Origin of the sequence: Variovorax sp. 679 (assembly GCF_003952185.1) — a bacterium.
Classification (GTDB): domain Bacteria; phylum Pseudomonadota; class Gammaproteobacteria; order Burkholderiales; family Burkholderiaceae_C; genus Variovorax.
In genome coordinates this window covers 41,038-53,632 of record NZ_RXFS01000017.1, presented here as the reverse complement: position 1 = coordinate 53,632, position 12,595 = coordinate 41,038, and the positions used below count along the sequence as shown (strand labels likewise).

Below are 12,595 nucleotides of genomic sequence, written 5' to 3'. Positions count from 1 at the left end.
TTGCCGTGAGGGGGTACGCGGCTGTACCCGGATCGGATTCAGCCCATCTGCATCAGCACGTCCCGTACCCGGTCCAGCGACGGATCGATGTCCGCCTCGTCGATGGCGCCGAAGCCCAGCATCAGGCCCGGGCGCGGCGGCGAGAAATGGAAGAACGGCGCCAGCGGGTACAGCCCCACGTCGACCCGCCGGGCCAGCGCGATGAGCTGGCCGATGTCGGTCTCGCGCCGGCACAGCGCCGCCATATGGATGCCGGCCGTCACCGGCAGCAGCTCGAACCAGGGCGACAGGTCGTCCGCGAAGCGCCGCGCGATGCGCTCCCGCCGCGCCGCGTAGGCCGCGTGGCAGCGGCGGATGTGCCTGTTGAGGTCGCCATCGGCGATGAACTTGGCCAGCGCCCATTGCGCCTGCGTCGAGGTGTGCCAGTCGCTCAGGTGCCTGGCCGTGCCCACCGCTTCCAGCACCGCCGGCGGCGCGACCAGGTAGCCCAGCCGCAGGTCGGGCGAGAGCGTCTTCGAGAAGGTGCCGACGAAGGCCACGCGGCCGTGCTCGTCCATGCTCTGCAGCGAATCGGCCGGACGGCCCTCATAGCGGAATTCGCTGTCGTAGTCGTCCTCGATCACGATGGCGCCGAGCTCGTCGGCACGCGCCAGCAGCGCCCTGCGGCGACGCTCGCTCATCGGCACGCCCAGCGGGAACTGGTGCGCGGGCGTCACGTAGATCAGCCGCGTGCCCTCGGGAATCCGCTCTACCACCAGCCCCTCGTGGTCGACCGGCACGCCCACCACCTTCGCACCCTGCGCGCCCAGCAGCAGCCGGGCCGGCGGATAGCCGGGCTCCTCCATCGCGACCGTGCTGCCGGGCTCCACCAGCACCCGCGCGATCAGGTCCAGCGCCTGCTGCGCGCCGTTGGTGACGAGGACGTCGGCCGCGCCGCAGCGCACGCCCCTGGAAAAGCTGGCATGCCGCGCGATGCCGTCGCGCAGTTCGTGCAGCCCCTCGGCATCGGCGTAGAGCCCGCGCGATCGCGTGCCCTGCCGCAGCGCGTACAGAACGCAGCGGCGCCAGTCGGCATGCGGGAAAAGATCGCGCGCCGGAGCGCCGCCGATGTATTCGTAGCGCGCGCTGCCCGCCGGCGCGGGATGCCGCAGCGGCGTGCTCATGCCGCGCCAGTGCTCGACCATCGCCGAGCCCGCGAGCGGCCGCGCCGCCACGGGCACCGGCTTGCGCGCCGCGCCCTCGGCCACGAAGGTGCCGCTGCCGACGCGCGCGGTGAGCAGCCGGTCGAATGTCAGGCGGGCATAGGCCTCCGACACCGTCTTGCGCGACAGGCCCAGGCGCTCGGCGAGAAGCCGCGAGGGCGGCAGCCTCTCGCCGGCGGCCAGCCGGCCGGTGCGGATCGCTTCCTTCAGCTGCCGGTAGAGCTGCCCGGTCAGGTCCTTGTCGCCTTCGATGACGACGTGCAATTCCATCGGATTGGTCTCCTGCGAATGCTCCGGATTGGCCGCCACCGGCGGCGCCCTCCGCTCCTAGCATCGAGTCAGGATTGAACCACTACCGAAGAAGGAACCCGACATGCAAACCCATCCAGAATCCCGCCTCGATTTCTACAAGGCCTCGCCCGAAGCGCTCAAGGCGCTGATCGCCTTCGAGGTGGCCATCGGCAAGCTCGGCCTGGAGCCGAAGCTGCTCGACCTGGTCAAGCTGCGCGCCTCGCAGATCAACGGCTGCGCCTACTGCATCGACCTGCACACGGCCGACCTGCGCAAGGCCGGCGAAACCGACCGCCGCCTGGCCACGGTGGGCGTCTGGCACGAAACGCCCTTCTTCACCGAACGCGAGCGTGCTGCCCTGGCGTGGACCGAAGCGGTGACGCAGGTGTCGCTCACGCACGCGCCCGACGAGGCCTACGAAGCGCTTGCGGCGCAGTTCAGCGAGGCCGAGCGGGTGAACCTGACGATGGCGATCAATGCGATCAACAGCTGGAACCGGCTGTCGATCGGGTTCCGCAAGCAGCTGTCGGCCTGAACATCCTAGGCTGCGGCCAACAGCACGGCGTCGTCGTCGGCGGAGACGACGCGTTCGCGGGGAGCGAGCAGCGCGTCGACGAGATCGTCCACCCGCTGCTCGGCACGCCGCAACGACTGCGCCAACTGCTCGCCGCCGAACTCGTCGGACTCCACCGCCGCCTCGAACACTTCGGTGATGCCGATGTAGCCGAGGGCCGAGCGCACGCTGCTCTCCGTGTGGTTGAGGTGCGCGATGCGCCCGCCCGCGTCGTAGCCGTGGTCGCCACGCGCGCCGAGCAGCACCACGCGCTTGTCCATCTCCGCCAGCATCGGCCAGTACGGCACCGCGCCGCGCGAGCGGTCGAAGCCGAAGGTGCGGCCCACGCGCACGATGTTGTCGATCCAGGCCTTGAACTGCGCGGGCACGCTGAAGTTGTACATCGGCAGGCCGACGACGATAAGGTCGGCCGCGACGAGCTGGTCGACCAGGCTGTCGCTTTCGGCGAGCGCCTCGGCCATCCATGGCTCGCGCGCTGCGGGCGGCGTGAAGGCCGCGTGAATCCAGCGTCCGTTGACGTGCGCGGGCGGCTGCTGGCCCACGTCGAGGTAGTCGATGCGGTCGTCGGGCCGCGCCTTCTGCCAGCGCTCGACGAAACGCGCGGAGAGGCGGCGCGTGTGCGAGCCATGGAGGTCGGTGTCGGAACGGCCCGGGCGGGCGCTGGCGTCGATATGGAGGATGTTCATGGTCATGGCTTTCATGGATGAATTGGTGTCTTTCATTCCGCGCTGACAGAATGCTGCGCAGGCCTTGAATCTATGGATTGAAGCCATTCATCACAAACGACGATTTCTCCTCTCATGAACGAGATTGGCTCATCTGTCAGGCCCTCGCGCCGGCTGCCTCCCCTGCTCTCGCTGCGCGCCTTCGAGGCGGCGGCCGCGCACCTGAGCTTCCAGCGCGCGGCGCTTGAACTCTCGGTCACGCCATCGGCCATCAGCCATCAGGTGCGCGGGCTCGAAGACACGCTGGGCCAGCCGCTGTTCCGACGGCTCACGCGGCAACTTGCGCTGACACCCGCGGGCCAGCGGCTGTTCGACGACCTGCGCATGGGCTTCGACCTGCTCGAGGCCGGCGTCGACAAGCTGCGCCGGCCTGCCGCGTCGCAGGCCGTGACCCTCTCCACCAACACCGCCTTCGCCGCGCGCTGGGTGCTGCCGCGCATGGATGCGTTCCGCAAGGCCAGCCCCGGCGTGGAGCTGCGGCTGCATGCGAGCGACACACTTGTCGACCTGGCGCGCGGCGATGCCGACATCGCCGTGCGCTCGGGCAGCGGCAACTGGCCCGGCCTGGTGTCGCGCGAGCTGATGCGCGAGCACTATGCGCCGCTGTGCAGCCCGATGCTGGACCTGAAGCGCGCGGAAGACCTGCCGAAGCACCGCCTGATCCACTGCGACTGGCAACCGCAAGCGCTCGCACCCGCCGTGTGGCCGCGCTGGTTCCGCGAGGCCGGCATCGCACCGCCGAGGGGCCGGGCGATGAAGACGTCGGGCCTGTCGTTCTCCGACGAGACCCACGCGATGCTGGCTGCGCTCGCAGGGCACGGCGTGGCGCTGCTGAGCCTCACGCTGTCGGCCGAAGAACTTCGCAGCGGCGCACTGGTGCAGCCTTTCGGGCCCGCGCTCGACACCGGCAGCTACTTCCTGGCCGTAGCGAACGGCAGGGAGAACGAGCCGGCGATCCGCGCGGTGTGGGAGTGGATCGCCTCGCAGGCTGAGCGGTAGCTGAAGGCCGGGCTTGCACGTTGTTGCAGTTCTCACGGAGACTCCTGCAACAACAAAGCGAGGAGCCCCCCAATGACGAGGTTTGTCCGCGCACCCGTTGCCATCGCAACGAGCGCCCTTCTTGTAATGGCTTTGACCTCATGTGGAGGCGGCGGCGGGGGAAGTGGAGGCGGAGGAATCGGCATAGGACTGGGCACCGGTGGCACAACCACACCGCCCACCACCACGACCCCGGAACTGCCGGCGCGCGAGGCCCTTATCGCCCGCGCGAGGAGCTACGAGCTCAACACGCCGTACGTGCCGCCGCCCGGAGACCCGCTGGAGCACCACACTTCCGGCTACGCCAAGGCGATGTGCTCCGCCGCGTTCATCACCGGCCTCGATCCCGACGTGGCGGCCGAGAGCGTCGGCTACTTCACGGGCCCCTACGACCAGCGCAAGAAGGTCGGCAAGCCGGTGGTGGACCGCGTCAAGAAGGAAGTCCGCATCGCCATTCCCAATGGCCCGACGCTGACGGCGCGCTACTACGGTTCGCAGGGCTGCATCACGCTGCCGCCCGGCAAGGACGATGTGTTCTTCACGCCGGTCACCGTCAAGAGCTCGCTTCCCGATCCCTCGACGCAGCAGTGGCCGATGGGCGACGTGACGCCATCCGGCTCCGCACCGGGCATCGACACGGCAAAGGTGGCCCAGGCGGTCGACGCCGCCTTCGAGCTGCCCGAGGCCTACACCGCGGGCTTCGTCGTCACGCACAAGGGTCGCATCGTCGGCGAGCGCTACATGAACGGCATCACGTCGAGCACGCCGCTCGAGTCGTGGTCGATGGGCAAGAGCGTGACTGCGACGATGCTTGGCGTGCTGATGAAACAGGGCGCGTACCGGCTCGACCAGCCGGCGCCCATTCCGGAGTGGCAGGGAGCGGACGACAAGCGCAAGGAAATCAAGATCCAGGACATCCTGCACATGTCGAGCGGGCTGCGCATCAAGGCACCGGACGACCCCGACTTCGACCCCAACGGCACCTACCCCGACCACGTCTACTTCTACACGGGCCGCATCAACATCTTCAACTATGCGGCCACGCGGCCGCAGCAATGGCCGCCCAACACCATCGGCCGCTATCGCAACACCGACCCGGTGCTGGCGAACTACCTGATCCGCCTGGCCGTCGAGAAGCGCGGCGAAGAGTACCTGTCGTTCCCGCAGAGAAACCTGTTCGACAAGATCGGCATCCGCACGATGACGCTGGAGACCGATCCGTACGGCAACTTCATGGGACAGGGCTACGACTTCATGTCGGCGCGCGACTGGGCACGCCTGGCCAACCTGTACCTGCAGGACGGGGTATGGAACGGCGAGCGCATCCTGCCCGAGGGGTACGTGAAGTTCGTGAGCACGCTCGCACCGGCCTGGGCGGCCGACAAGCGCCCGATCTACGGCGGCTTCTTCTGGCTCAACGGCTCGAGCGCATGGCCGGTGCCGACCTCGGCCTACTACATGCTGGGCGCGGGCGGACAGGTCGTTCTGATCGTTCCTTCGCACGACCTCGTGGTGGTGCGGCTGGGCTACGACAAGGGGGCAAACGCGTCGGTCACGAGCCTGCGCAAGGCGCTCACGCTGCTGATGCAGGCGGTGCCCAGCTCGTCCTGAGACCAGGAACGAAAAGGCCTCCCGAAGGAGGCCCTCAAAGGCCGCGCCTCACGCGAAGCGCGGCCTTTTCCTTGTCTTGCCTATTCGCCGCGCTTGCTCAGCAGGGTCGGCACGACATAGCCGTCGCGGTAGACGGCCTCGATGGTCCCCTCCACGCGGTCGCTGGCATGCGCGGTCACGAACTTCTGCTCCGTCACCCGGTAGACCACCATGGTGCTGGACGAATGCTTGCTGAGAGTGCGGGCCACGCCTGTGGCTTGTCTTAGGGTTGGATATGTTTCCACGGGGTTCCTCCTCGTCTGCTCGAGGCCTCAGATGCTAGCGCTTTGGTACTCAAATATTCTTCAGGGTATTTTCCAAGCGCCAACACTCACCATTCTCGTCAGGCCGGCTTTTTCAGGAATCGGATGATCCGGTCATTGACAAGCCCGGGCTGCGACATGGCGGCGATGTGGTCCGCGCCCGGCACGACGGCGCCTTCCAGACCGGGCATCCGGCGCTTCGCCCGCTCCAGCATCGCCTCAGGCTCGTAGAGTTTTTCCGCGTCGCCGATCAGCAACAGTGCCGGCGCCCGGATGGCGCGCAGTTCGCGGCCGCCGAATGCAGGGGCCCTGGTGATGGCGACCTTGGAGAACGAAATCATCGTCATGCCCATGAGCGTGGCCCATTTCAGGTCGGCGGGAGGCTTGAGCCCCATGTCGGCGAGGCTGCGCGTCTTCTTGCTGCGCACGAGGCGGCGCGCGAACTTGACTAGCGGCGCCTTGATTCGCGTGGCGTAGGTCAGCTTCCAGTATTGCGAAGCGAATGCGCCGACCGGGCTGATGAGCACCACGCGGTCGACCCGCTCGGGCATCAGCGACGCCTGGCTCAATGCAAGCATGGCTCCGAAGGAACAGCCGACGATCGAAGCGCGCCGCACGGCCAGGGCGTCGAGCACGTCGCCGAGCCACGGTGCATAGTCGCGCCGGTTGCGGATCGGATGCATCGCCCTGCTCTTGCCCGCCTGGCCGATCACGTCGATCGCGTAGGTCCTGAAATGCTGGCTCAGCGCTTCGACGTTCACGCGCCAGACGGTGGCGCTGGCCGCGAAGCTGCCCAGCAGCAAGAGCGGCGGCGCATCCGGCGGACCGCTGGCGATGAGGTGCGTCGGCCCGAGCCGCGTTTCCACGTCGATTTCCTCGAAGGGCACGGGCCAGTCCCGGACGACGGCGTCGTAGGCCGCGATGTATCGCACCCTCGCCTCTTCGCTCCTGAATTCGGGCAGTGCGGTCATGCGCCGGGGCCGGTATCGCCCGCGAGCTTGCTCATCTGCGGTTCGGAAAGCCTGTAGCTGAGCCTGTCGAGCACCCTCGCTGCACCCAGGCTCTCGTAGAAGGCAATGCCCCTGGCATTCGACGCCTTGACCGGCCAGTCGATGCGGTGACATCCGTGCTCCGTGGCGTGCCGGGCCACCCACGTCATGAGCGCACTGCCGGCGCCGATGCTTCTGTGCGAGGCCCGCATATACAGCTCCTTCAGCTGGCAGTGCTTGCGCTGCGCGGGAGCGAAGTCGACGAGCGAATACACCAGCGTGATGGCGGCCAGGCCGATGACGGTGCCGTCGTCATCCGAAGCCACGACCAGGCGGTGGGGCGAGCCTTCCGCGAGCAGGTTGTCGAGCAGATGTTCTTTCACGATCTCCCGGGACACGATGGCGCCGTCGTTGTAGAAGGCATGCAGCTCGCACAGCAGATCCATCAGCGACTCGTGCTGGGCTTCGGAGACAAGTTCAACGTGCATACGGTGGGTGTCCCTGGAGGCTCTCGGCCGAAGGCGGCGATGCTATCAAGACGGGCCGGGTGCGTGCGGTGCACTCACTACACTGCCATCCCGATGAGCCACGGCATCCTGATCTCCCACTTCGCTAGCGGCGACCTGCTCCGCAGCCGCAGCGTGAGCGACGTGGTGCTGACGGGCACGCTGGATGTGCCCGCGCCGCCGCAACGCCTGCTCTCGGACTGGGACAGGGAAATCTCCTCGCAGCTCATGCTGGAGGCGGGAGACGTCGAGCCGATGCCGCTGGCGCGGGCTCGCACGCGCTGGCCCGACTACAGGCGATGCGTGCAGGCCGTGTCCGACTGGACGGATGCGCTCGGCCTGCCCGGGGTGCTCGCCTCGAGCGACGTGGCGCTCATGGCCTGTCGCGGCGCGAAGTACCACTACGACGCAGCGCAGTACGGCGGCGCGGCCTTCTGCAATCTCTTCATGAGCGAGGACAAGGGGCTGGACCTGCACTTTCCCCATGCAGGCCTGCGGATTCCGCTCCAGCGGGGCACGGTCGTGATCTTCGACACCGGCCAGCCTCACGGCGTGATCCGGCGCGGCGGCACCGGCTTCGATGCGGCGGACTTCGCGGACGGCAAGGACTGCAGCCAGGTCTTCCTGACCTGGGAGCTTCCCATCGAGGATGCCCATGTGACGCGGGCCCTGCGGATCGACTTCGATGCAGCCCGGCCTTCATCGGCCCGGCCCGATGAAGAGCAGCTCATGCTGAACGGCTCGCGGGCCGTCGTGTGCCCGGAATCGGGCCGGTGGCTCGACGCGGACGACTGACCGCTTTCAGCGCCCCACCGAAGGGGAAGCAGCCGCCAGCGCCCTGAGGCATTCATGGACCGCCTGCAACGGCGTCTTTTCATGGCAGCGCGCCACCGCCTCGCGGGCGACTGCTTCGCTCAGGCGCCGCTCCTGCGCGGCCTCGACCTGCAGTTCGACGATCCACTTCATGAGCACGGCAAGCACGATCAGCAATCCGATCATGGCGGCGATCAGGGTCACGCGCCAGTTCTCGACACGGAGCAAAGGGGCAGCGGTCTTGCCGGCCACGGTTTCTTCCTGAACGGCCATCTAGCGCGGGAGGTCCGGAAAGACCCACATGCTCAGCCCGAGGAGCAGGCCGATCCCCAGGAAGACGATGGCCGCCGTCGTGAACATCGACGCAGCGACGATGTTCTGGACGAAGACAGCTACCAGCACGAAACCCACGGCTGCCACGATGCACAGCAATACCGGCAGCCAGGCCATGCAGGCTGACCTGCGCTGGAGCGCGGGAGGTTCGTCCGGGCTGCTTTCGCGCAGGAACGGGGTGCGCATGAATTGCCTCCTCTTCGCAAGATGTCGCGGGTCTGTGGGTAGCCGAGGAAGGCGGGAGGCTCTGAAACAGCGACGCAGGCTTGCGACACGAGGCTCCATGCTGTCTTGCACGGCCCGTTCGCAACCTTCCCTGACCTTCATCAACAAAAGTAGCGGGAGGTTATGAAAAACATTCGGCCGGGTTAAGGGATTACTGCGCGAACATCGCGCAAGAAAAGAGGGGCGCCGCAGAAAGCTCATGAACCTGCGCAATATTTGACAAGTGTCAACAATGCACCGGAGCGCGACTACGCCTTTCGTATTCCTGGCGCAGCGCGATCCGGCGCAACGGGCGAAGCGCTTCCCTGGCTCAACCGCAAAGGTCGAAGATCGCTTCCATGATCAGCTGATAGCCGCTCCAGAACAGCCAGTGATCGCCGCACTGGGTGAACGGCCCTGCCATCGCCGGGGCTGCCACGGCGAGCGACGACAGGATCGCGGTCACAACGCCCACCTTCACGACGGTTGCACGTTTCATGATTTCCCCCTTCATGGATGCTTTTGAACTCAGGACATTTCGCTCCTGCAATCCGGGATGGCAGATGCATCCCGGCCCGATGAGCTGCCCCCGCAACTCATTGCCCGCACTCTAGGAATGTGAGCCGGCAGGCACCAGTGCCGAAAGTCACTGCGCACGAGATCAGGCGTTCGCGCCCGGCGGCCGCAGCCCTCGCACCCATTCGAACACCGCCGCCACCGCCGGCTCCGAGCGCCGCGACTCAGGGCACACGAGATGGAACGGCAGCCCCGGCAACTCCGGACCGAAGGGCTGCACGAGATTGCCCGCGCGCAGTTCATCCGCGATCAGCGAAAGGCCCATCAGCGCGACACCTTGCCCCTGCAGCGCGGCCGACACCGTATGCGTCTCGTCCGAGAACACGGGCCCTGCCGACACGTCGAGACCGGGCACCTGCGCTTCCTGCTGCCACGCGGCCCACGTGCCCGGCTGGTTCCTGCTCCCGGGCACCGCGAAGTGCAGCAGCGTGTGCCGCGTCAGGTCGCTGCGGCGGCGCAGCTTGAGCGCGGGGCTGCAGGCCGGCGCGAAGACGTTGTCGAAGAGTTTCTCGGACACCATGCCCGGCCAATTCCCCTTGCCATAGCGGATCGCGATGTCGGCAGTGACACCGTCGAGCGCGACCGCATCGTGCGATGCATGAATGCGCAGGTCGAGCCTCGGATGCAGCGCACGCAAGGTGCTCACGCGCGGCAGCAGCCACCGCGCCGCGACCGCCGGCGTGGTCGACAGCGTGATGGCGACCCGCTCGGGCGGCGCACGCAGCCTGGCCACCGCATTCGCCATGGCATTGAACGACTCGCCCAGCACCGCCTGCAGTTCCCTGCCCTGCGGCGTGAGCACCAGTTGCCTCGGCTGGCGGATGAAGAGCGCCACGCCCAGCGACTCTTCGAGCTGGCGCACCTGGTGGCTGATGGCAGTGGGCGTGACCGAAAGCTCGTTGGCCGCGAGCTTGGCGCTGCAGTGGCGCGCGGCGGCCTCGAAGGCGCGCAGCGCCGCCAGCGGAGGGAGTTGTCGAAGGTTGGCCATGGATGAATTAATTTTTCAGATATGCAAAGAAATCGTCGTTTGTCGCGACGAATTCCTCTGAATAGAGTTGGAACCATGTCAGGCACACAGCTGAATTCTCTTCATCCAACCGTTCATGTCAAAGAGGACCGCACCATGACCACACTGCTCCACATCGACGCCAGCGCCCGCCCCGGTCGTTCGGGCACGCACGTTCACGGCTCGCATTCGCGCCGGCTGAGCCACCACTTCGTTTCGAGCTGGCGCGCGACGCGGCCCCAGGACGAAGTGATCTACCGCGACGTCGGCGCCACGCCACCGAGCAACGTCACCGGCGAATGGATCGCCTCGGGCTACACGCCCGCTGCCGAACGCGAGCCATGGATGCACGCGGTGCTCGCGGAAAGCGATGCGTTGATCGCCGAGATCCGCCGGGCCGACGTGCTGGTGATCGGTGTGCCGATGTACAACTTTGGAATGCCTGCGCCGCTGAAGTCATGGATCGACAACATCGTGCGCATCGGCTCGACCTTCAACTACGACCCGAGCCGCGAGAACCCCTACGTGCCGCTGCTGGCCGAGCGCAATCGCCGCACGGTGCTGCTGACTTCGTGCGGCAGCAGCGGCTACCGGCCCGGCGGATTCCAGGCGCACCTGGACCTGCTCACGCCCGGCATCGCTACTCCGCTCTCACTGCTGGGGCTCAATGAAGTGCACAGCGTGGCTATCGAGCACGCCGAGGACCACGGCGACCTGCTGGAACGCTCGATCGCCGACGCACTCGCCCGCGTCGAAGCGCTTGTGGCCGAGCTGCAGGCTGCGTGATCCGACGCGACCGGAATAGTCGCGTCATCACCACGACTTTTCAACAAGATGTTGCACGCGCTTGGCACGCGTGATCTGATCTTTCGCACGCGCCAGGGAGTTCCACAAGAAAAAGAAATGGAATGAAAGAGGGGTCGCGATGACACGACTTGAGCGCCAGGTGCGCATGCGCACGGCATTGGTTTTCGTCCTGGCAGCGGTGCTTGCGCCGGCCATCGCACCGACCACAGTCCACGCGGCGGACGGCACGATCCACTTCACCGGCGAGATCGTTGCCGCGCCCTACTCGATCAGCTCCCCGCAGTCATCGATGCCGGCCACGATGGCCACCCGCATCGGCAAAGCCGGCGCCACCACCAGCGATGTGATCTTCCAGCGCCAGTACATCGACCGGCCGAGCGCCAGCGTGCGTGTCGATGCGCTCGGAGGGCAGCCGCTGCAACTCGCCTTCATCGACGCGCAAGGCCGGCGGCACGCCTTCGATTCGAAAGACGCGCGAGCCGTCGGGCAGGACGGCGGCACGCTGTCGATCCGCCGGCAAGGCGGCACGACCGGTGACAGCGCGAGCCGCGTGACGGCCGCGCTGGTGACCGTCATCTACAACTGAAGAAGACCGGGAAGAACGACGCGCTCAGGCCGAGCGCAGTTGCTCGCGCAGCTTCTGGCCGATCTCGGGCCGCTCCAGGAAGGGGTCGGCCGGGTTCGTGATGGAGACGATGTTCTCCATGCGGCTGCGCACATTGCCCAGCGCCTTCGGATGGCTGAACACGTAGAACTGGTTGTCCGTGATGGCCTCGAACACCTTTGCCGCGACTTCGGCGGCCGTGATCTTGCCGCTGCTCACCGCCTTGTTGCTCATGGCCTGGCCGATGAGCTGGCTCTTGGTGAGTTCGCTTTCCTTCGGCGCATTCGGGCGGTTGCGCTCGCTGCTCGTGATGCCGGTGGGCACGAAATACGGGCACAGCAGGCTCGCGCCGATCTGGTCGGTGACGAGGTTCAGGTCCTGGTACATCGTCTCGGTCAGGCTCACGACGGCAGCCTTCGCGGCGTTGTAGATGCCCATGTTCGGCGGTGTGAGCAGCCCGGCCATGCTGGCGGTGTTGGTGATGTGGCCGCGATAGGCCGGATCCTTTGCGGCGGCCTCGAGCATCATCGGCGTGAACAGGCGCACGCCGTGGATCACGCCCCACAGGTCCACGCCCAGCACCCATTCCCAGTCGGCGACCGTGTTCTCCCACACCAGGCCGCCGGCGCCCACGCCCGCGTTGTTGAACACGAAGTGCGGCGCGCCGAAGCGTTCCTTCACGGCAGCGGCCAGCGCTTCCATCTGCGCCGCGTCCGACACGTCGACCTTGCGCGCCAGCACCTGCGCGCCGGCAGCTTCCATCTCGGCCTTGGCCTTGTCGAGCGCGTCCTGCTGCACGTCGACCAGCACGAGGTTCATGCCGCGGGCGGCGCCGATGCGCGCGCACTCCAGGCCGAAGCCCGAGCCTGCGCCGGTGAGAACGGCGGTCTTGCCCTTGAAGTCCTGAATCATTTGCCGGTGTCCTTCTGCTCTGTTGAATGTCTCTGGGGTTGGAGACGCTATTGAAATACGGAAAGCGCACCGGCGCAGTCACGAAGGTGCCCGTTTCGCCCT

Annotated in this window: 16 protein-coding genes; 6 read left to right on the top strand and 10 right to left on the bottom strand. The window is 66.9% G+C overall.

The window, feature by feature from the left end; all coding sequences use genetic code 11:
* Positions 1-38 precede the first annotated feature (38 nt).
* Positions 39-1,472: a PLP-dependent aminotransferase family protein gene (locus tag EJO71_RS31370; RefSeq protein ID WP_125952544.1), complete on the bottom strand. Its 1,434-nt coding sequence runs from the start codon at positions 1,470-1,472 to the stop codon at positions 39-41.
* Between the two features lie 103 nt (positions 1,473-1,575).
* Between EJO71_RS31370 and EJO71_RS31365 the strand changes: the two genes are divergently transcribed.
* A complete protein-coding gene (locus EJO71_RS31365; protein WP_125952545.1) occupies positions 1,576-2,028 on the top strand; it encodes a carboxymuconolactone decarboxylase family protein in 453 nt (150 codons plus the stop codon).
* Between the two features lie 5 nt (positions 2,029-2,033).
* Here EJO71_RS31365 and EJO71_RS31360 read toward each other — a convergent pair whose 3' ends face one another.
* Positions 2,034-2,759, bottom strand: a complete 726-nt coding sequence (locus tag EJO71_RS31360; RefSeq protein ID WP_125952588.1) for an NAD(P)H-dependent oxidoreductase — start codon at positions 2,757-2,759, stop codon at positions 2,034-2,036.
* 108 nt (positions 2,760-2,867) lie between these two features.
* Between EJO71_RS31360 and EJO71_RS31355 the strand changes: the two genes are divergently transcribed.
* Positions 2,868-3,791 (top strand): LysR substrate-binding domain-containing protein, encoded by a 924-nt coding sequence (locus EJO71_RS31355; protein ID WP_125952546.1) that lies wholly within the window; start codon positions 2,868-2,870, stop codon positions 3,789-3,791.
* 126 nt (positions 3,792-3,917) lie between these two features.
* Entirely contained in the window at positions 3,918-5,441 is a 1,524-nt protein-coding gene (locus EJO71_RS31350; RefSeq protein ID WP_240651577.1) for a serine hydrolase, read from the top strand.
* A gap of 80 nt (positions 5,442-5,521) precedes the next feature.
* Here EJO71_RS31350 and EJO71_RS34515 read toward each other — a convergent pair whose 3' ends face one another.
* From EJO71_RS34515 to EJO71_RS31340, 3 genes are all read right to left on the bottom strand, one after another.
* A complete protein-coding gene (locus EJO71_RS34515) occupies positions 5,522-5,689 on the bottom strand; it encodes a hypothetical protein (protein ID WP_164546950.1) in 168 nt (55 codons plus the stop codon).
* Positions 5,690-5,823: 134 nt separating this feature from the next.
* The gene (locus EJO71_RS31345) at positions 5,824-6,714 is read right to left on the bottom strand and encodes an alpha/beta hydrolase (RefSeq protein ID WP_125952548.1); all 891 of its coding nucleotides are present in this window, start codon (positions 6,712-6,714) and stop codon (positions 5,824-5,826) included.
* A complete protein-coding gene (locus tag EJO71_RS31340) occupies positions 6,711-7,220 on the bottom strand; it encodes a GNAT family N-acetyltransferase (protein WP_125952549.1) in 510 nt (169 codons plus the stop codon). The genes EJO71_RS31345 and EJO71_RS31340 overlap by 4 nt, the downstream gene beginning before the upstream one ends.
* Before the next feature lie 93 nt (positions 7,221-7,313).
* Between EJO71_RS31340 and EJO71_RS31335 the strand changes: the two genes are divergently transcribed.
* Positions 7,314-8,033: a hypothetical protein gene (locus EJO71_RS31335; protein ID WP_125952550.1), complete on the top strand. Its 720-nt coding sequence runs from the start codon at positions 7,314-7,316 to the stop codon at positions 8,031-8,033.
* Between the two features lie 6 nt (positions 8,034-8,039).
* Here the strand turns inward: EJO71_RS31335 and EJO71_RS31330 are convergent, their stop codons facing one another.
* The 4 genes from EJO71_RS31330 to EJO71_RS31320 all read right to left on the bottom strand — a co-directional run bounded on the left by EJO71_RS31330 (position 8,040) and on the right by EJO71_RS31320 (position 10,152).
* Positions 8,040-8,324 carry a general secretion pathway protein GspL gene (locus EJO71_RS31330; protein WP_125952551.1) on the bottom strand — a complete coding sequence of 95 codons (285 nt, stop codon included), beginning with the start codon at positions 8,322-8,324 and terminating at the stop codon, positions 8,040-8,042.
* Positions 8,325-8,570, bottom strand: a complete 246-nt coding sequence (locus EJO71_RS31325) for a hypothetical protein (RefSeq protein ID WP_125952552.1) — start codon at positions 8,568-8,570, stop codon at positions 8,325-8,327.
* Positions 8,571-8,919: 349 nt separating this feature from the next.
* Positions 8,920-9,087: a hypothetical protein gene (locus EJO71_RS34510; RefSeq protein WP_164546951.1), complete on the bottom strand. Its 168-nt coding sequence runs from the start codon at positions 9,085-9,087 to the stop codon at positions 8,920-8,922.
* 162 nt (positions 9,088-9,249) lie between these two features.
* Entirely contained in the window at positions 9,250-10,152 is a 903-nt protein-coding gene (locus EJO71_RS31320; protein WP_125952553.1) for a LysR substrate-binding domain-containing protein, read from the bottom strand.
* A gap of 135 nt (positions 10,153-10,287) precedes the next feature.
* On the opposite strand from EJO71_RS31320, the gene EJO71_RS31315 reads away from it, so the two are divergent.
* The gene (locus EJO71_RS31315; RefSeq protein ID WP_125952554.1) at positions 10,288-10,956 is read left to right on the top strand and encodes an NAD(P)H-dependent oxidoreductase; all 669 of its coding nucleotides are present in this window, start codon (positions 10,288-10,290) and stop codon (positions 10,954-10,956) included.
* A 139-nt stretch (positions 10,957-11,095) separates the two neighbouring features.
* On the top strand, positions 11,096-11,563 hold the full coding sequence (locus EJO71_RS31310; RefSeq protein WP_125952555.1) for a type 1 fimbrial protein: 468 nt from the start codon (positions 11,096-11,098) through the stop codon (positions 11,561-11,563).
* Positions 11,564-11,587: 24 nt separating this feature from the next.
* Here the strand turns inward: EJO71_RS31310 and EJO71_RS31305 are convergent, their stop codons facing one another.
* Complete coding sequence (locus EJO71_RS31305; protein ID WP_125952556.1) at positions 11,588-12,493, bottom strand: SDR family oxidoreductase; 906 nt, start codon at positions 12,491-12,493, stop codon at positions 11,588-11,590.
* Between the last annotated feature and the right edge of the window lie 102 nt (positions 12,494-12,595).